17 protein-coding genes are annotated in these 17362 nt (G+C 60.4%); 13 read left to right on the top strand and 4 right to left on the bottom strand.

The genetic code is table 11. The features are described from left to right. Positions 1–59: 59 nt before the first annotated feature. Together smc and ACP15S_RS18105 are read right to left on the bottom strand one after the other, a co-directional pair. Complete coding sequence (gene smc, locus ACP15S_RS18110) at positions 60–3515, bottom strand: chromosome segregation protein SMC (RefSeq protein ID WP_425041079.1); 3456 nt, start codon at positions 3513–3515, stop codon at positions 60–62. A gap of 119 nt (positions 3516–3634) precedes the next feature. Beyond that, the gene (locus ACP15S_RS18105) at positions 3635–4045 is read right to left on the bottom strand and encodes a hypothetical protein (RefSeq protein ID WP_425041078.1); all 411 of its coding nucleotides are present in this window, start codon (positions 4043–4045) and stop codon (positions 3635–3637) included. A gap of 128 nt (positions 4046–4173) precedes the next feature. Here ACP15S_RS18105 and ACP15S_RS18100 point away from each other — a divergent pair, with 128 nt between their 5' ends. From ACP15S_RS18100 to ACP15S_RS18075, 6 genes are all read left to right on the top strand, one after another. Next, positions 4174–4941 carry an FCD domain-containing protein gene (locus tag ACP15S_RS18100; protein WP_425041077.1) on the top strand — a complete coding sequence of 256 codons (768 nt, stop codon included), beginning with the start codon at positions 4174–4176 and terminating at the stop codon, positions 4939–4941. A gap of 149 nt (positions 4942–5090) precedes the next feature. Beyond that, a complete protein-coding gene (locus tag ACP15S_RS18095; protein ID WP_425041076.1) occupies positions 5091–5786 on the top strand; it encodes a CoA transferase subunit A in 696 nt (231 codons plus the stop codon). A gap of 20 nt (positions 5787–5806) precedes the next feature. After that, positions 5807–6850 carry a PAS domain-containing protein gene (locus ACP15S_RS18090; RefSeq protein WP_425041075.1) on the top strand — a complete coding sequence of 348 codons (1044 nt, stop codon included), beginning with the start codon at positions 5807–5809 and terminating at the stop codon, positions 6848–6850. 69 nt (positions 6851–6919) lie between these two features. Further along, entirely contained in the window at positions 6920–7987 is a 1068-nt protein-coding gene (locus ACP15S_RS18085; protein WP_425041074.1) for a GSCFA domain-containing protein, read from the top strand. After that, complete coding sequence (locus ACP15S_RS18080) at positions 7984–8802, top strand: hypothetical protein (RefSeq protein ID WP_425041073.1); 819 nt, start codon at positions 7984–7986, stop codon at positions 8800–8802. Before ACP15S_RS18085 ends, ACP15S_RS18080 begins: the two co-directional genes overlap by 4 nt. After that, positions 8789–9415 (top strand): 3-oxoacid CoA-transferase subunit B, encoded by a 627-nt coding sequence (locus ACP15S_RS18075; protein ID WP_425041072.1) that lies wholly within the window; start codon positions 8789–8791, stop codon positions 9413–9415. Before ACP15S_RS18080 ends, ACP15S_RS18075 begins: the two co-directional genes overlap by 14 nt. 156 nt (positions 9416–9571) lie before the next feature. Here the strand turns inward: ACP15S_RS18075 and ACP15S_RS18070 are convergent, their stop codons facing one another. Continuing rightward, a complete protein-coding gene (locus tag ACP15S_RS18070; RefSeq protein WP_425041071.1) occupies positions 9572–10396 on the bottom strand; it encodes a lytic transglycosylase domain-containing protein in 825 nt (274 codons plus the stop codon). Between the two features lie 340 nt (positions 10397–10736). On the opposite strand from ACP15S_RS18070, the gene ACP15S_RS18065 reads away from it, so the two are divergent. The 6 genes from ACP15S_RS18065 (at position 10737) to ACP15S_RS18040 (ending at position 15102) form a co-directional block, all read left to right on the top strand. Then, on the top strand, positions 10737–10934 hold the full coding sequence (locus ACP15S_RS18065) for a Flp family type IVb pilin (RefSeq protein WP_425041070.1): 198 nt from the start codon (positions 10737–10739) through the stop codon (positions 10932–10934). Positions 10935–11024: 90 nt separating this feature from the next. After that, positions 11025–11222, top strand: a complete 198-nt coding sequence (locus tag ACP15S_RS18060) for a Flp family type IVb pilin (RefSeq protein ID WP_425041070.1) — start codon at positions 11025–11027, stop codon at positions 11220–11222. A gap of 280 nt (positions 11223–11502) precedes the next feature. Continuing rightward, complete coding sequence (locus ACP15S_RS18055) at positions 11503–11700, top strand: hypothetical protein (protein WP_425041069.1); 198 nt, start codon at positions 11503–11505, stop codon at positions 11698–11700. A 213-nt stretch (positions 11701–11913) separates the two neighbouring features. Beyond that, positions 11914–12762 (top strand): Flp pilus assembly protein CpaB, encoded by an 849-nt coding sequence (cpaB, locus tag ACP15S_RS18050; protein ID WP_425041068.1) that lies wholly within the window; start codon positions 11914–11916, stop codon positions 12760–12762. Between the two features lie 206 nt (positions 12763–12968). Beyond that, positions 12969–14396 (top strand): type II and III secretion system protein family protein, encoded by a 1428-nt coding sequence (locus tag ACP15S_RS18045; RefSeq protein WP_425041067.1) that lies wholly within the window; start codon positions 12969–12971, stop codon positions 14394–14396. A gap of 4 nt (positions 14397–14400) precedes the next feature. Then, positions 14401–15102: an OmpA family protein gene (locus ACP15S_RS18040; protein ID WP_425041066.1), complete on the top strand. Its 702-nt coding sequence runs from the start codon at positions 14401–14403 to the stop codon at positions 15100–15102. 72 nt (positions 15103–15174) lie between these two features. Here the strand turns inward: ACP15S_RS18040 and ACP15S_RS18035 are convergent, their stop codons facing one another. Further along, a complete protein-coding gene (locus ACP15S_RS18035) occupies positions 15175–15759 on the bottom strand; it encodes a VPLPA-CTERM sorting domain-containing protein (protein ID WP_425041065.1) in 585 nt (194 codons plus the stop codon). Between the two features lie 319 nt (positions 15760–16078). Between ACP15S_RS18035 and ACP15S_RS18030 the strand changes: the two genes are divergently transcribed. After that, entirely contained in the window at positions 16079–17362 is a 1284-nt protein-coding gene (locus ACP15S_RS18030; RefSeq protein WP_425041064.1) for an AAA family ATPase, read from the top strand.

Genomic DNA, 17362 nt, shown 5'->3' with positions numbered 1-17362 from the left:
GATCTCCAAAACAGGGTTTGTTCTGTTCTAGCCTGAATGCACGTGCCCCGCACACACGATCACGCGACCAGCGTCTCCGCACGTTTGAGATCCACCGAGACCAGCTGGCTGACCCCCTGCTCCGCCATCGTGACACCGAAAAGCCGATCCATGCGGCTCATCGTTACGGCATGGTGTGTGATGATCAAAAAGCGTGTGTCCGTCCGACGGCACATCTCATCGAGCAAATCGCAGAATCGTGTGACATTGGCATCATCCAGAGGCGCATCCACCTCGTCCAGCACACAGATCGGTGCCGGATTGGCCAGAAACACCGCGAAGATCAGCGCAAGCGCCGTCAGCGTCTGCTCGCCCCCGGACAGCAGCGACAAGGTGGAGAGTTTCTTGCCCGGCGGCTGACACATGATCTCCAGCCCCGCCTCAAGCGGATCATCGCTTTCAACGAGCACCAGATTGGCCTCACCCCCGCCGAACAAATGGGTAAAGAGCATCGAGAAATTGCGATTGACCTCTTCAAAGGCCGTCAGCAGACGCTCGCGCCCCTCCTTGTTGAGGCTGGCAATGCCCGAGCGCAGGGTCGCTACCGCCTCTTCCAGATCCGCCTTTTCCGCGACGAGGGCATCATGCTCCGCCGACACCTCTTTGGCGTCTTCCTCAGCGCGTAGATTGACGGCACCCAGCGCATCGCGCTGTCGTTTGAGACGGTTCACATCCGCTTCGATGGCATCGGCTTCGGGCATGGCATCAGGATTTGCATCCAACACCTCCAGCAACCGCTCCGGTGAGGCGTCCTGTTCTTCGCGGATACGTTCTGCGGCGGCCTGCACGGCTTCAAGAGCCGCCTCTGCCCGCGCCTTCGCCGCAGCCCGCGCCTCGCGCGCATCTGAGGCCAGCCGCTCGGCATCGCGCTCGGTTGCAATCGCGTCGCGCGCGCCCGCTTCGCCTTTCGAAAGCGCATCCGCGGCATCAGCCCGCCGCGCCTCGGCTTTGGAAATGGCATCTTGCAGTTCTTCGCGCTGCGCCGCCAAACTATCGGGTGCTTTGCGTGCGCTTTCCAATTCCGCTTCGGTTGTCAGCTTGCGCTCGGTGAGCTCGCCTGCGCGCCTTTCCGCTGTTTCGAGACGGTGCCGCCAGCCGGACAATTCCTTGGTCACATGTTGGCTGCGCGCGGTGCGGGCCTCGCCCTCCCGGCGCAGCTCATCCGCGCTCGAGCGGCGGGCCATCATCGTCATGCGGCTCGCCTCGACCGTCATCTTGAGGTCTTCGACCAGGGCGCGCGCCGCATCGAGGTTGGGCAGGTCTGCCAGAGCACGTTGCGCTTCCGCGACCTGCAGCGCAGCCGCCTGCGCCTCTTCCTCATAGCGTTGCACCGCAAGGCCAGAGCTTTCCAGACGCCCATCGGCCAGCTCAGCTTCCGCCTCCGCGCGGTTGACCGCACGGGTTGCATCGGTGAGCTGTTTGTCCGCCTCCCGGCGCGCCTCGCGCGCAGACTTGTCTGCCTCTGTCAGCTCGGTCAGCCGCGCTGTCAAAGTGTCATGGGCCGCCCGTGCGGCCTCCATGCGCTGCGTGGCTTGCTCGAGAGATTGCTTCAACGTCTCCAGACGGTTGAGCTGTTCCAGGCGCAGGGCCGCCGCAGATGGCGCATCCTCAGCCCAGGCGCGGAACCCATCCCAACGCCACAGGTCCCCCTCAAGAGACACGAGCCGCTGGCCCGGTTGCAACGCCGCTTGAAGCCGGGCGCCATCATCGCTGCCCACCAGACCGATCTGGTCCAACCTACGGCGCAAAACTCCGGGAACCGAGACATGGCGCGAGAGCGGCGTGACGCCTTCGGGAAGCGGCGCGGCGCGGTCGTAATCGGGCAAAAGACACCAGCCGGACGGGCCGTCCCCGTCCACCTCCGGCGCGCGAAGATCATCGGCCAGCGCCGCGCCCAACGCCTTTTCAAACCCTTGCTCGACCTGGAGGCGATCCATGATCTGGCCGCCCTCGGCTGTGTCGCGCTCAAGCAGTTTCGCCAAAGCAGACGCCTCCGCGCGCAGCGCATTGGCTTCGCCTTCAGCTTCCGAGCGTTCGGCGCGTGCAATCGCCTCGCGCGATTGCGTCTCCGAGCGCGCAGTTTCCGCCGCACTCAGTGTTTCTTCCGCCCGCTGCGCCAGCGCCTGTGCCTCGGCCTCTGACGACTTGGCTGTCGCTTTTTCTGCTTCCGCCCGGCTCAGCACATCACGCGCATGGGCCTGTGCCTCGCGCGCCTTGTCAGCCTCGCTTTCCGCACGGGCTTTCAGCTTGCCCGTGTCATCGAGATACCGCTGCGCCGATTGATGCCGTGCGGCCAAACGGGCTGCGTCCTCGGTCCGGGCGGCCAGATCGCTCTCGCGGGTCTGCAACACACTGGCGGCCTCTTTTGCCTCGGCCTGAGCCGCTGCGAGCGCATCGGCGTGGCCTTCACTGGCCTTGGCCAGTTCCTTGGCCTCCCATTCAAGCTGTTCGATGGTTTCGCCCGCATCCCGGTTCAACCCGGCTTCACGGGCGATATCCTGCGTCAGCTGCGCAAGGCGGCGTTCGAGGGTCTCGATGGTCTGAACCGCGCGCGCTTCGGCTTCCGACAGCTGGTCGCGCTGAACAAGGAGGCGTTGCAGAACGGCCGCCGCAATGGCCTCTTCCTCGCGCAGGGGCGGCAAGGTCGCCTCGGCGCCTTCGCGGGCCTTGCTTGCGTCACGCGCGGCGCCTTCGGCTTGTGCGGCCTCGGTTATCCTGACGCGCAAGACATCCTCTGCCGCCGCGCGCGCCACATCCGCATCGCGCCAGCGGCGGTAAAGCAAGAGCCCCTCCGCATGGCGAAGTTCTTCTCCGATCGCGCGATACCGGGCGGCTTGCCGTGCCTGGCGGGCCAATTGCGACAATTGCCCGGCCAATTGCTCAATCACGTCATCGACACGCAGCAGATTGGCTTCGGTGTTCTTAAGCTTGAGTTCCGCCTCATGGCGTCGCTGATACAGCCCTGAGATACCTGCGGCTTCTTCCAGAATACGGCGGCGGTTCTTGGGTTTGGCGTTGATGAGCTCGGAGATCTGGCCCTGCCGGACAAGTGCTGGCGAATGGGCGCCCGTTGAGGCATCCGCAAACAACATCTGCACGTCGCGCGCACGAACATCTTTGGAGCCGACTTTGTAGGCAGAGCCCACATCGCGCGTGATACGACGCGTGATCTCCAGATTGTCGCTGTCATTAAAACCGGCCGGGGCCAGCCGTTCGGAATTGTCCAGATGCAGGCAGACTTCGGCGAAATTGCGCGCGGGCCGGGTCGCAGCGCCGGCAAAGATCACATCCTCCATGCCGCCGCCGCGCATGGCTGTGGGTCGGTTTTCCCCCATCACCCAGCGCAGCGCTTCCAGCAGGTTGGATTTCCCGCACCCATTGGGCCCGACCACCCCGGTCAGACCATCGGCAATGATCAGATCCGTGGGGTCGACAAAGGATTTGAACCCGGTCAGACGCAGTTTGGAAAATCGCAAAAGGCTTGCCTTTGATGGAATCGCTCGATTGGGTCGGATTTTTGCGAGCCAGAGGCATCCCTGTCAATCAAAACACCCTGCATATAGGCAGCAGACCGCACTTATCCCCAAGATATAGGTTAATGGCAGTCCAAAGTGATCTCTTCGAGCTCGATGGCGGGCCGGGAGAGGATCTCGCCTTCGCAGCGCAAGCGCTCCCGTTCAGGTTCGGGAAGACGCGGACCCCCAGAGCCGCAATCGAGCTTGGCTTCGACGATGGACGGATCCCCTGTGAGGCCCGCGATCTTGCAGCCGGAGACCTGCGCAATCGCCACCGCGGCAGCCGACGAGACATCGCCCGCACGCGGCAAGGCCATCACGTTTTTGCGCAGCGCCTCGGCACGATCCCCTTTGACGCGGACGTCAAACACCATACCGCGCGCCTCAACGCGCACTGGATCAATCCCCCAGTATTGCGGCGTGCCCGTGTCGCAAGCGGCAAGACAGGTGAGCCCAACGAAAGCAACAAAGACGCGTGACATCATATCCATGACCCCAATTGCGCAAAAGATGGTTAATCAATCCTTACCGCAGCCGTGACCGGACAAGGTCCCTTGCTCCAGCGCCTTTCTGGTCATATGTTTTGACCAATCCGCGCGCAAAGCCGAAGGGAGCCACCATGCCGTTTCAGCCTGTTCAATCGGAGAAGCTCTCAACAGCTGTTGTCCGCCAGATTGAGCAGTTGATCCTGCGCGGCATCCTCAGACCCGGCGAACGGCTTCCCTCGGAGCGCGATCTGGCGGAGCGGTTGGGCGTTTCGCGTCCAAGTCTGCGCGAGGCCATCGCGGATCTGCAGGATCGCGGCCTGTTGATTGCGAAAGCCAATGCCGGGGTCTTCGTGGCAGATGTATTGGGCTCGGCGTTTGCTCCGGCTTTGGTGCAGTTGTTCTCCGGGCATGAAGAAGCCAAATTCGATTACCTCTCCTTCCGCCGCGATATGGAAGGGCTGGCCGCAGAGCGCGCTGCGCGGCTGGGTTCGGATACAGATCTCAAGGTCATCCAGACCGTCTTTGACAAGATGGAAGCGGCCCACGCCAAACGCGATCCCCGCGATGAGGCGGCGCTTGATGCGGAATTTCACCTCGCCATTATCGAGGCCAGCCACAACGTGATCATGCTGCACATGATGCGCTCCATGTACCAGCTGTTGCGCGAAGGCGTGTTCTACAACCGGCAGGTCATGTTCAAACAACGCACACGGCGCGATACCTTGCTGGCCCAACATGCGCGCATCAACGCAGCTTTGCAGGCGCGCGATCCCGAAGAAGCACGGCGCGCTGTCGAAGATCACCTGTCCTACGTCGAAGGGGCTCTGCGCGACAATGTCAGGGCTGCCGCAAATGAGGAAATCGCGCGCCAAAGACTGGAACACGAGGCCGCGCGCTAGCCCCAACGAGCAGCACCACCTGTCAAAAACTTGCGCCTGAAGTCTGTCAAATAAAACTGACAACTGCCCAAAAAAGCAGCAGCGCACCAGATTGACACTGCTGCCCTAAGAAGTCAGAGTCTGTGCAACTGCATGCGGGGACGAATACCATGAAAAAAGTGTACGGGTCAGCCTCTGAGGCGCTCGACGGAGTTCTGTTTGACGGGATGTTTATCGCTTCGGGCGGTTTTGGCTTGTGTGGCATCCCCGAACTTTTACTCGATGCGATCAAGGACGCAGGCACCAAAGACCTGACCTTTGCTTCAAACAATGCGGGCGTGGATGATTTTGGCATCGGGATCTTGCTGCAAACACGCCAGGTCAAGAAAATGATCTCGTCTTATGTAGGTGAGAACGCGGAATTCATGCGCCAGTATCTCTCCGGCGAGCTGGAACTTGAGTTCAACCCGCAAGGCACCTTGGCAGAGCGCATGCGCGCAGGCGGCTGCGGCATCCCGGGCTTTTACACCAAGACCGGCGTCGGCACGCAAATTGCCGAAGGCAAGGAGCACAAGGAATTTGACGGCGAAACCTACATCATGGAACGCGGGATTTTCGCCGATCTGTCCATCATCAAAGCCTGGAAAGCGGACACCACCGGCAACCTGATCTTCAACAAGACCGCGCGCAACTTCAACGTACCCGCCGGGATGTGTGGCAAGATATGCGTGGCCGAGGTCGAGGAAATCGTGGAGCCGGGCCAGCTTGATCCCGATCATATTCACCTGCCCGGTATCTATGTACATAGACTTATCCAGGGCGAACACGAGAAGCGCATCGAACAACGCACAACGCGCGCAGCCTGAGGAAAAGCGATCATCCGCCCATGACCGAGAACAAGAAACGCGACAGCCAGACGACGATGGCAGATGTCCTGAGGGACAAGCAGGCTCTTGAGGGCTTCTCGCGCATGCGTCTTGCCATGGTCATCACGAACCCTGCCATTGAAGACAATCCGATTGTCTATGTGAATGAAGCCTTTGAGCGGACGACAGGCTTTGCGCGCTCCGCAGCCATCGGGCGCAACTGCCGGTTCCTGCAAGGGGAAGACACCGACAAACGCTCCGTGGATGCATTGCGCAATGCCATTGAGCATGGCGAAGATATCACGGTTGATATCACCAATTATCGCGCCAACGGCGAGAAGTTCCTCAACCGGCTCATCGTCTCGGCCATACCTGACGACAAGGGCAAGCCTCTCTACTTTCTGGGCATCCAGCGCGAACTGGGTCACCGGGAAACCGATGGCACGCGCCTGAATGCTGATCAGCAGCTCAAAAAGCTGGTGCACCGCGTGCGGCAGGATCTGGGGGTGATCCTTGAGAATATCTCGAAGAGCCGCGAAGACCTGTCCGTTCCCGCCGACTTCGAAGCGCTTGAGCGTCGACTGGAAACGTTGCAGCTATGCTATGAGGAAATGGAGCTGCTCGACAGCTCGAATGTGCGCGACTGGATCAATCTGGGCGCTATTTTGAGCCGCGTCGGCACATCGATCGCACATCATGGCGCATCGTCCGGCATCCGCTATACGCAAAACGTGGAATCCCTCGATGTCTCCATCGACACCGCCACCCGCGCCGCGCTTATCATTTCCGAGGTTCTGACAAACGCGTTTCAGCATGCCTTCAAGGGCCTCTCGGAAGGGTTCATCGAGTTGCGCGTCACACGGCTGGCCGCAGGCGGGTTCCGGATCACCGTGACGGATGATGGCGTCGGCATTCCCAACAATGTCACGATCCCGAATGAGACGTCGCTGGGAGGCAGCATCCTGAATGACTTGCTGACCGGGCTGGAGGGATCCATGAACGTCATTCGCGGCGCGGCAGGGACTGTCGTCACAGTGGACGTGCCCGCCGGACATGACAAATAAACGGGCTGACGCCGCGGCATGTGTGCGCCCGTTGCCCGCATTTGAAGAAACACGCGAAGCTGACGCTCCATGACCTCGCCTTACGACGATCTGCCTCCGGATGCCTTCTGGCGCAATGCCGTCTCGGACCGCGCACCATTGGATCCCGCCGGGATCTATGCGCCCAGGTTTCGCATCACGAAGAAGACACGGATCTTCACCGCAGGCTCCTGTTTCGCCCAGCATCTCAATCGCAATCTGCGCGACGCGGGCTATCACGTGCTGGACGCAGAGCCGCTGCACTCCGCCCTGCCCGATGACATCGCCGCGCGCTTTGGATACCGCCAGTTCTCGGCCCGTATGGGCAATATCTATACGCTTCGCCATATGGTGCAGCTTGTGCGCGAATGTCTGGGCGAGGCGACGCCAAGTGACCCTGTGTGGGAAAAGGACGGGCGTTTTTTCGATGCCCAGCGGCCCAGCGTCGAACCTCAAGGCCTGCCCAGCGCCGATGACGTCCTGGCGCACCGCGCCCAACATCTGCACGCCTTGCGCGAGACGCTTCCACATATCGATCTCTTTGTCTTCACGATGGGCCTGACCGAAGCCTGGATTGCGCGCTCGGACGAAACGATCTACCCCACAGCGCCCGGCGTCATTGCAGGCAGTTACGATCCCGAGACAATGATCTTCAAGAATTTCACGGCTGCCGAGGTTCTTGCAGATGCCTTGGCACTTAGAGAGCTCTTGCGTCGCGAGAACCCCAAGATGCGCATGCTTCTCACGGTCTCTCCCGTGCCTTTGACCGCAACGGCCTCAGGGCAGCATGTCGAAGTGGCCACGGCCTACTCCAAGGCCACGCTGCGCAGCGTGTGTGGCCGTCTGACCCAGACGTTCCGCAATGTGGATTACTTCCCCTCCTACGAGATCATTACCTCCCCCGCCACACGCGGCGCCTATTTCGCGCCAAACCTGCGCAATGTCTCGGATGCCGGCGTTGCGGCGGTCATGTCGGTGTTCCGCGCCGCCCATGGCGATGCAGCAAAGGCCGACCCGGCGTTCGCGCGTGGCCGCGTGCTCAAGCCCGGCGCGCTCAGCATGGCAAAGCTGGAAGAGGCATCTTGTGATGACGCCTTGTTGGAGGCCTTCTCCCCATGACGCAGATCACATTGATCGGCTCGTCGCATGTGGCCGCGCTCAAGCTGGGCTGGGAACAGATCCAATCCAATTGGCAGGACATCGAGCTGCGCTTCCTCGCACTCCCCGGCAAGAGTTTCCGAAAGCTTCAGATCAACGGGCAAAAACACTTCGGCGCGCTCACCCCGGAGCGCTTCAAACCCGACGTGCGCCGCGCGATCGAAACGGGCTTTGGGGCCAGCCATGTGGATCTGTCCAAAGCAGACGCGGTGGTCCAGATCGGCTGGTACCTGCACGAAGGTGAAGTGGCCCGGTTGCTCGGGGCCTATTCCATCGACGGCCTGCACACCCAGCCCCGGCTTCCACGTATGAGCCTCCCCGCCTATTCTGCATTTTGCGACGCATTGGCCCTTCACACGCTCCCCGCCAAGCCCTGGCGCAACTGGACCTCTCCGCAGCTCTTTTTCGTACCCAAACCGCGCAAATGCGAAACCTGCCTGAAGGACCCTGCCCCGGCCTATGATGTCTGGCGCCGTTTCGCAGATCTCACCCCCGATGGCGCGCCCCGGCTCTCCGGCTATTCGCAACGTGTCAGCCAAGCCCTGGAGGCCGTTGGCGCACGCCTGATCCCCCTGCCCGATAAACTCCACGCTGAGACAGGGCTCACACGCGCCCGGTTTGGCCGCAACGCCCCCAGCCTCTCGGCAGGCGAGACATATGGTGCAGAAGACCACCACCACATGAATGAAGACTACGGCGCAATTGCGCTCACCCATATTCTGGATAGAGTGACCGCTGCGATGCGGCAAAAGGAGAATGAACATGCCTTGGGATAGAAACGAGATGGCGGCCCGCGCCGCACAGGAGCTGCAAGACGGCTGGTACGTCAACCTCGGGATCGGCATCCCGACGCTGGTGTCCAACTACATCCCCGAAGGCGTGAGCGTCACCTTGCAATCCGAAAATGGCATGCTCGGCATGGGCCCCTTTCCCATCGAAGGTGAGGAAGACCCGGACCTTATCAACGCGGGCAAACAGACCATCACAGAACTGCCCCATACCGCCTATTTCGACAGCGCCACCTCCTTCGGCATGATCCGCGGCGGCAAAATCGCCATGGCCATCCTCGGTGCCATGGAAGTGGCCGAGAATGGCGATCTCGCCAACTGGATGATCCCCGGCAAGCTGGTCAAAGGCATGGGCGGCGCAATGGATCTCGTTGCAGGCGTGGGCCGCGTCGTTGTCGTGATGGATCACACGAACAAACACGGCGACAGCAAAGTGCTGAGCGAATGCACACTGCCGCTGACGGGTCAAGGCGTGGTCGATCGTATCATCACCAACCTTGGTGTGCTCGACGTGGTCGAGGGCGGCCTCTCCATCGTGGAAACCGCGCCTGGCGTCAGCGAAGATGACCTGCGCGCCGCCACACAAGCCACGATCGTCTGACCCCGAAACGACGGACAACAGAGGGGCGCGCCCCGTGCGCCCCTTCCTCTTGCCAAAAATATCCCTGGGGCGGTGCCGCAGACAACGGGGGCAGCGCCCCCTGACCTGCACGCGCCTGCGCGTGCGCATCGTGTTGCGCGCGTGAGCGCGCGCCGCCTAATTCATGACCGTAAAGACGCAACCGTCCGTTATGAGTTGCGGCGGCGTGCGGCACAGACCTTTGGCGGTCGTGAAGGCGGCCAGGACTTTGGGCACATAGTCGCGCGTTTCTGCAAACGGGGGCACGCCCTTGTGTTTGCGTACTGCGCCCTCGCCCGCATTGTAAGCAGCCAGCACCATTAATGGATCGCGGTCAAACTCCTTCATCAACCAATCCAGATAGGCAACACCGCCACGGATGTTCTCGGAGGCCGCCAGCGCATTGGTGACATCAAAGCGCGCAGCCGTTGCCGGCATCAATTGCATGAGACCCTGTGCGCCTGCCTTGGAGACAGCATCTACCCGCCCCGCACTCTCCACAGAGATCACGGCCAGAACAAGCGCGGGAGATACATCCGTCCCGATGCTGGCTTTGAGAATATCCACGCCGCGCTGGCGGGCGATGTCCTGCAAGCTCTGTAAGCGCGGCGACGCAACCCCGTCCGGCGCGTTGCGCAACGCCACAAGCGCGGGCTCCAGCCGCCCGGGACCACTGTCCTCCAAAGAAGGAGACATCACCTCCCAAAACCAGGGATACCGCGCACCGCGCGGCGCGGCGGCGGCCTCTGTGCGCTCTGCGCCTGCACTTGCTTGCGGCGCGGGCGCCTCCTGCGGCGCAATCTGAACCGTGATGCGTTTGCCCGCGCCACTCTTGGGTGGCTTGATGCGCTTAGCCTTGAAATCGGGAAACGGCGGCGGGCTTTCCGCCTGCAAGGGCGATGCAACACCAAAAAGTCCCGCCGCCAGGAAGGGCAGGAAGAATCTCGTAAGTCCCAGGGGCATTCTGCTCGGCCTCGTGAGGGTATGATTGTTTCCAGTTTTTCAAAGGAAAGCGCTTCGCGCCAGCATTGGATCAGCAAATTCTGCCGCCTGTGTCACATTTGGCGCGCCGAACCGATAGTATAGCATTCTATGCAAAATTATTCCGATTGTTTTCAATATCTTAAGGCGGTCTCAGGGAATTTCTAAACGAACTCTAAAATGGCGCGATTGCTGCCCAACTCCCGCCCCATTGTGAGGGCCATATCTCCCCATGCCGCGACGGAGTGGTTCGGAAGTGAGAGGCCGGATCAGACAGCTTTGCCGGGGTATAAATGCAAATCGACCTACGGAGACTAATCCAATGATCAAGTTCATCAAAAACTTCCGCAAAGACGAAGACGGCGCAGTCACAGTTGACTGGGTTGTTCTCACAGCTGCCGTTGTCGGCATGGCGATCGCCGCATACTCGGCCATCGAAACATCTGCAAACGGCCTGATCACAGCTGCTGGTACAGCCGTGACCGGCGAGAACGACTTCGGCGGCGGTGCCACCGAATAATAGACCTCTGGTCTGACTGCCCTGGCCTCGTGCCAGGGCACCCCACCTTACGATTTCCGGCATAGCCGGACCCGATTTCTGGAGAATACCATGATCAAGTTCATCAAAAACTTCCGCAAAGACGAAGACGGCGCAGTCACAGTTGACTGGGTTGTTCTCACAGCTGCCGTTGTTGGCATGGCGATCGCCGCATACTCGGCCATCGAGACATCCGCAAACGGCCTGATCACAGCTGCTGGTACAGCCGTGACCGGCGAGAACGACTTCGGCGGCGGTGCCACCGAGTAATCAGCCTAGGCTGACCCGCGTCGCCTGAGCTCCGGCTCAGGCGGTACTCCCGGGAGGCGTCGCACGAGGCGGAGGATCCAGGCTGACAGGCCGCTGGCATCCGAAACTCTCACGTCACGCTTGCCAAAACCGGGATAGGGATTGGTTTTCGAAGGACGGGGCGCTGTGTCTCAACACAGCCCCCAACTCCAAGCCCTACCGGGATGGCTGCCGCGCGAAGGACGATATGTCTTTGCCAAGGTAGACTGGCGCAAAGCGCCTGACCCAAAAGGAGACTAGGATGCGTCAGAAACTGTTCGACTTCCTGCGCGATGAAGATGGCGCGGTGACCGTTGACTGGGTGGTTATCACCGCAGCGGTTGTTGGAATGTCGGCAATCTCTTTCGCCGCAATCGAAGACAGCTCCTTCAGCCTCATGTCCGCCGCCGGTGCGGCTGTGGATGGCGAGAACGACTTTGGTGGCGGAGCCACCGAATAAGCTGCTGCAATTGCGCTGCCACGACTTCAATGTCCTACTCAATCGGCGAGGCCTCTGCCCTCGCCGATTTTGATTCAAAAGCCAGACAGCACGCCGCTGTTTTTTCCCGGCCATGGCCCAATTTGACCACAATTCCTAACGACACTGTTTCCAAACGCGTAACCCCAATGGATCAACCGCTGGGACAGCCGCGAGCAGAAAAGGAACGACATCATGCGTGTGGTATTTGGACTTGTCCTGGTACTGGGCCTCGGATTGGCCGGTTTCGCCGTGTACCTGGTGAATGGCTATGTCGAGAGCTATCAGATGGCTCTTGAGAAAGAGCGCGCCAACCAGCCCAAGATCGTCCCGACCATTCCCGTCTACGTCGCCAAGCAGACCCTGCGGTACGGTGACGTGCTTGCGGAAGATCAGGTTATCAAGATGGATTGGCCCAAGGCGTCTGTCCCTGAAGGCGCATTCACAGCCGAGAATGACACGCTCTTTGACGGCGAAGATCGTTTCGTTCTGCGCACCATGGAGAAGCATGAGCCCATTCTCGCGGTCAAGGTCACGGAACCGGGCCAAGATGCTGGCGTGATCTCGCGCCTGGGCAATGGCATGCGGGCCTTCACGATCAAGGTCGACGTGGCCTCTGGTGTATCGGGTTTTCTGCGCCCAGGAGACCGTGTTGACGTCTATTGGACCGGCTCCATCAATGAGAACGGATCGCGCCGCGGCGTCACCAAGTTGATCCAGCGTGCCGTGACGATCATCGCCATCGACCAGCAAGCGGATCGCGAAACGCAAGGCGCCAATGTGGCGCGCACGATCACTGTCCGGGTCGATCCCCTCCAGGTCGCCGCCCTCGCGCAAGCGCAATCCACCGGCGCGCTGACACTGGCGCTCGTGGGCAATGACGATGAAGGCGAGATCGGGCAAGTTGCCGTTGATCAGACAGCGCTTTTGGGCCTGACCCGCGAGGAGATCGCACCCGTGATCCAGGAAGAAAAGCGCGAGTGCACCATCCGGACCCGCAAAGGCGCAGAAGTGGTTGTGATCCCGATCCCCTGCACGAACTGACGCCACTACAACTTGTGGATAAACCGCATCAGCCTGCCCGATTTAGTAATCGGGCGGGCATTCTCATTTGGCCTGTTGCCAGTTGTCCACATAAAGGTTGGCCCCGAAGCCGTTGATTCTTGCATAAAAATGAAAAATGACGCAGACTTACCATCAAAGCGGGCGTCAGACCTGCTCCTTGAGGCGTGATCGGAAAGGCAGGTCACATGAAATTTGCGACGTTTATGAAGGCCGCCCTGCTGGGCGCTGCCGTGGCTGTGATGCCGGTTGCGGAGTTTGTTCAGGCGGAATCCCTTCGCGTGGTCCGCAGCGGCACGTCTTCCAATCTGAATGTACCCATGAACCGGGCGGTGGTGGTCGAAAGTGACGTTCCCTTCGCGGAACTGTCCATTGCCAATCCCTCGATTGCGGACATCTCATCGCTCTCCGATCGCACGATCTACGTTTTGGGCAAGGCCCCCGGCCTGACGACCCTGACGCTGCTCGATGCCTCCGGCAAGTTGATCACCAATGTCGACGTCCGCGTCGCGCCGGATATCAGCGAATTCAAGGAACGTCTGCGGCAGATCCTGCCCGGAGAGAAGATCGAAGTGCGCACCGCCAATGACGGGATCGTGCTCTCCGGCACCGTCTCCTCTGCCATGCGCCTGCAACGCGCGCTTGAGCTGGCACAGCGGTATGCGCCGGAGCGCGTGTCCAATCTGATGTCTGTTGGCGGCGTACAGCAGGTCATGCTGAAAGTCCGGTTCGCGGAAATGCAGCGCTCGGTGTCCAAATCACTCAGCACGTCTCTTGCCCTCGGCGGTGATATCCTCGGCGGCGACGCAGGCATTCGCGGCGGCTCCGGCCAGGCTGCTCGGAATTCCGGGCTTGAAGGCATCCTCGACGGCGGCTTCCCTGGGTCCACCACAAATCAGGGCACCTTCTCGCTTGGCTTCAACGCCGGTGCGGTTGAAGTGGCGGTTCTGCTCGAAGCTCTGGAAAACAAAGGCGTTGTCCGTACATTGGCCGAGCCCAACCTTACCGCCCTTTCGGGACAGGAAGCGACCTTCCTCGCAGGCGGTGAGTATCCGGTGCCTGTGGCGCAGGAAGAAGGCGCAATTTCCATTGAATTCAAACCCTTCGGGATCGAGCTGGCCTTTGTGCCCACGGTCGTTGATGGTGATTTGATCAACCTGCAACTCAAAACCGCCGTGTCCTCGATTGACACGACCAATGGCTTTTCCGTCGACCAGTTCACAATCGACGCCTTCCGCCGCCGTGAAACCTCGACCACGGTCGAGATGCGCGACGGCGAAAGCTTTGCCATTGCGGGGCTCTTGCAGGATGACTTCACGGACCTGAACGGTCAGGTGCCATGGCTGGGCGATGTCCCGGTGCTGGGCGCTTTGTTCCGGTCTGCGGAATACAGTCGTAACCAGTCCGAACTGGTGATCATCGTGACACCACACCTGGTTTCACCGACCCGTGGCGAAGCGCTCGCGCTGCCCACAGATCGCGTGCGGCCCCCCACCGAAAAAGATCTCTTCCTCTTTGGCCGCGTGACGGGCGAAGGTCAGCGCCCGCGTCGCGGTGCTGCGGGAGAGGTTGCCAAACAGGACTTCTCCGGGTCCTATGGCTATGTGATGGATTGAGCTCATGACCAAGCGGCTGAAAAAAAAACATACCTCTGTGGCGCTGACAGGCGCGTTGGTCGCTGGTCTTGCGGCTTGCGCTCCGACCTCGGACCCGGTCCGGTCCCAGTTTCATCGCGAAGCAGGCGCGCTTATCGATACAGGCAACTTCGGAACTGCCACGATCAACAACGTAGGCTACATGACCGGCCAGCAGCAATGGACCTACGATCTGTCGCAGCGCTTTGCCAATGAAGTCATGACAACGGTGAACTTTGCCTTCAACTCCGCCGAGCTGGACGCCGGCGCGCGCGACACGCTGCGTGAGCAAGCGGCCTGGATCAAGCAGTTTCCCGAAGTGCGCTTTCGCGTCTATGGCCATACCGACAAGGTCGGATCTGCGAGCTATAACAAGAGCCTGGGCCTTCGCCGCGCCAATGCGGTTGTCCATTACCTGACATCTTTCGGCATCTCGAAGTCGCGTCTCGAAGCGGTCGTCTCCTTCGGCGAGCGCCAGCCCTTGATCGTGACCGAAGGTCGGGAGCGCCGGAACCGCCGCACAGTGACGGAAGTATCGGGCTTTGTGGAAAGCCACCCCACAGTGCTGGATGGCAAATACGCGCTGATCGTCTACCGTCAATACGTGGCATCTGCGACGGCGATCTCCACCCTATCGGGCGGCGAGACTGGTGCCTCAGCCTCCGCCTCAGCGACCTCCAGCCGCTAAGCCAAACAGGCTCACTGCACAAAAAAAGAGCGCCCTTGCGAGGCGCTCTTTTCTGTTTCTACGTCTGCGACATCAGGACTTGCGACGCATGACGGCCAAACCGCCGAGGCCCAGCAGCATCAACGGCAGACCCGCAGGCAATGGAACAGGAGCCGTCACAGCGCTGTTGCCTGTGTGCAGGTCGTCAATTTCCAAGATACGGCCGTTGGTTGGCGACAAATCTTCCACCAAAACGCGGGTAATCAAATCTGCTCCGGCGTCCCAGCCATAGAAGATACCGCCGATGCCGGTCGTCGTGTTCTCGAAGCTGTTGAGCAACGTCGTTCCGGAAAAGAAGGAGATCCGCGCTGTGCCCGCAGCATCTTGGCCAAATTGCAAGCCGGCCTGATTATACGAACCGCCCAACGTGATCTCGATGAACCCACTGTCGCTTTCCGTACCCAAACCAAAGGCCGTGCCGCCTACAGTCCCGCCGAAATCGCTGAAGTAGCGAATGGAATCCGTATCTGTGTTGTACGTATTCCCATCGATGTCCAACGGAGTATCCGTTGAGAAGTCCAGCCCAAGGCCTTCATAGTCAGAGACTGAGACCCCGACGAAATCCGCTTTTCCAATCACAGCCGCTTGCGCACTGGTCGCCAAAAGCAAAGCTGCCATCCCTGTAGCAATTTTAGATAAGTTCATAATCGTCCCCCGATCTTAGCTTGTTAATAGGTAAAAAATACCCGCTTGCCGGGTCATCGTCAAATTTTGCTCGCATTCGACCGGCTTCTGTTTCGGTCTCGGTGACAATAATCGCGAAATGACGATCTTTTGGCCCCATTGTTGCCCAAGTTCGGCGGCACCTCTTGACTATCGCAATCCCTCCGAGCGGCTCCACGTCGGGCCAGTCCGGTGGGCGTCATGCGACCGCGCCCGGCAAGAGCAGTGTCGGTGATTTCACGGGGTCACGTGGCGAAGAGGAAGGAATGAGGCAATGACCGATCAGAACGAAATTCCGATGGATGTGGCACCCATCATTGCCTGCACAATCTCGCGGGATGTGCAGAACTTCGATCTTCTGATTGAAGACATGGAAAGCGCGCTTGGCGAACAATGGGGTGACCTCAGTTTCGACGAAGCCATCCCATTTTTTGCCCAACCTGACGCGGAGGCGCTCGAATTTGTGGCCCTGGCAATGGATGATCTGGATGAGGAAATCCTGCCCCAACTGGGCGAGATCATCACCACAGCCAAGGGGCGCGGTATTAAAGTCGTCCTGATCGCGGAAGATGTCACGCCCGCGGCACTGCATCAATTGTTGCGCCGTGGCGCGGATGAGTTTGTCCCCTACCCGCTTCCCGAAGGCGAACTGGCCTTCGCCATAGACCGGATGCGCGCGCCGGAGCCCGAACCCGAAGTGCAGGCCGCAGATGAGGACGTCTACGAGGATGAAGACGCGCCCGCCGAGCGCAAGGTCAAGCTGCGCAAGGGCAGTCAGCAAGATGGCGTGGTCATCGCGGTGCATGGTCTCGCCGGTGGGACCGGCGCGACGACCTTCGCCGTCAACCTCGCCTGGGAACTGGCGAATATCACGAAGAAGGACGGGCCCAAGGTCTGCATTCTGGACCTCGATCTGCAATTTGGATCGGTGGCCACGTTCCTTGATCTGCCCCGGCGCGAAGCCGTCTATGAGCTTCTGTCGGATACGGAATCCATGGACGAGGACAGCTTCAGCCAGGCTCTCATGAGTTTTGAGGACAAGGTCCAGGTTCTGACTGCGCCTGCCGATGTTCTGCCACTGGACCTGCTGACGCCGCAAGATGTGGAGACCATTGTCGATATGGCCCGAGCGCATTTTGACTATGTCATCGTCGATATGCCCACGACGTTGGTGCAATGGTCCGAGACAGTGCTGTGCTCGGCGCATGTCTATTTTGCGATGCTGGAGCTGGACATGCGCTCGGCCCAGAACGCGCTGCGCCTCAAACGCGCACTTCAGGCCGAAGATCTGCCTTTCGAGAAAATGCGTTTCATCATGAACCGCGCCCCGAAGTTCACGGATCTGTCCGGCAAGTCGCGCGTCAAGCGCATGGCCGAAAGCCTCGGAATTGGCATCGACGTGCTATTCCCCGATGGCGGCAAACCCGTCACCCAGGCCTGCGATCATGGTCTGCCCATTGCCTCCTCCGCAGCCAAGAACCCGCTGCGCAAGGAAATCGCCAAACTGGCGGCCCAAATCCACGAATTGGGCCAGAACAACGACGCTGAAGCGGCGTAA

This window comes from Primorskyibacter sp. S187A, assembly GCF_049800955.1.
Taxonomy (GTDB): domain Bacteria; phylum Pseudomonadota; class Alphaproteobacteria; order Rhodobacterales; family Rhodobacteraceae; genus JAKVBH01.
This window is presented reverse-complemented; position numbering and strand designations above follow the sequence as displayed.

Excerpts from the sequence above, each read along its gene's own strand:
- ACP15S_RS18035 (WP_425041065.1), bottom strand. The coding sequence starts at position 15,759 with ATGGCAGCTTTGCTTTTGGCGACCAGTGCGCAAGCGGCTGTGATTGGA.
- ACP15S_RS18075 (WP_425041072.1), top strand. The coding sequence starts at position 8,789 with ATGCCTTGGGATAGAAACGAGATGGCGGCCCGCGCCGCACAGGAGCTG.
- ACP15S_RS18065 (WP_425041070.1), top strand. The coding sequence starts at position 10,737 with ATGATCAAGTTCATCAAAAACTTCCGCAAAGACGAAGACGGCGCAGTC.
- ACP15S_RS18070 (WP_425041071.1), bottom strand. The coding sequence starts at position 10,396 with ATGCCCCTGGGACTTACGAGATTCTTCCTGCCCTTCCTGGCGGCGGGA.
- ACP15S_RS18055 (WP_425041069.1), top strand. The coding sequence starts at position 11,503 with ATGCGTCAGAAACTGTTCGACTTCCTGCGCGATGAAGATGGCGCGGTG.
- ACP15S_RS18100 (WP_425041077.1), top strand. The coding sequence starts at position 4,174 with ATGCCGTTTCAGCCTGTTCAATCGGAGAAGCTCTCAACAGCTGTTGTC.
- ACP15S_RS18040 (WP_425041066.1), top strand. The coding sequence starts at position 14,401 with ATGACCAAGCGGCTGAAAAAAAAACATACCTCTGTGGCGCTGACAGGC.
- ACP15S_RS18080 (WP_425041073.1), top strand. The coding sequence starts at position 7,984 with ATGACGCAGATCACATTGATCGGCTCGTCGCATGTGGCCGCGCTCAAG.
- ACP15S_RS18060 (WP_425041070.1), top strand. The coding sequence starts at position 11,025 with ATGATCAAGTTCATCAAAAACTTCCGCAAAGACGAAGACGGCGCAGTC.
- ACP15S_RS18085 (WP_425041074.1), top strand. The coding sequence starts at position 6,920 with ATGACCTCGCCTTACGACGATCTGCCTCCGGATGCCTTCTGGCGCAAT.
- ACP15S_RS18045 (WP_425041067.1), top strand. The coding sequence starts at position 12,969 with ATGAAATTTGCGACGTTTATGAAGGCCGCCCTGCTGGGCGCTGCCGTG.
- ACP15S_RS18095 (WP_425041076.1), top strand. The coding sequence starts at position 5,091 with ATGAAAAAAGTGTACGGGTCAGCCTCTGAGGCGCTCGACGGAGTTCTG.
- ACP15S_RS18090 (WP_425041075.1), top strand. The coding sequence starts at position 5,807 with ATGACCGAGAACAAGAAACGCGACAGCCAGACGACGATGGCAGATGTC.
- ACP15S_RS18030 (WP_425041064.1), top strand. The coding sequence starts at position 16,079 with ATGACCGATCAGAACGAAATTCCGATGGATGTGGCACCCATCATTGCC.
- cpaB (WP_425041068.1), top strand. The coding sequence starts at position 11,914 with ATGCGTGTGGTATTTGGACTTGTCCTGGTACTGGGCCTCGGATTGGCC.
- ACP15S_RS18105 (WP_425041078.1), bottom strand. The coding sequence starts at position 4,045 with ATGGATATGATGTCACGCGTCTTTGTTGCTTTCGTTGGGCTCACCTGT.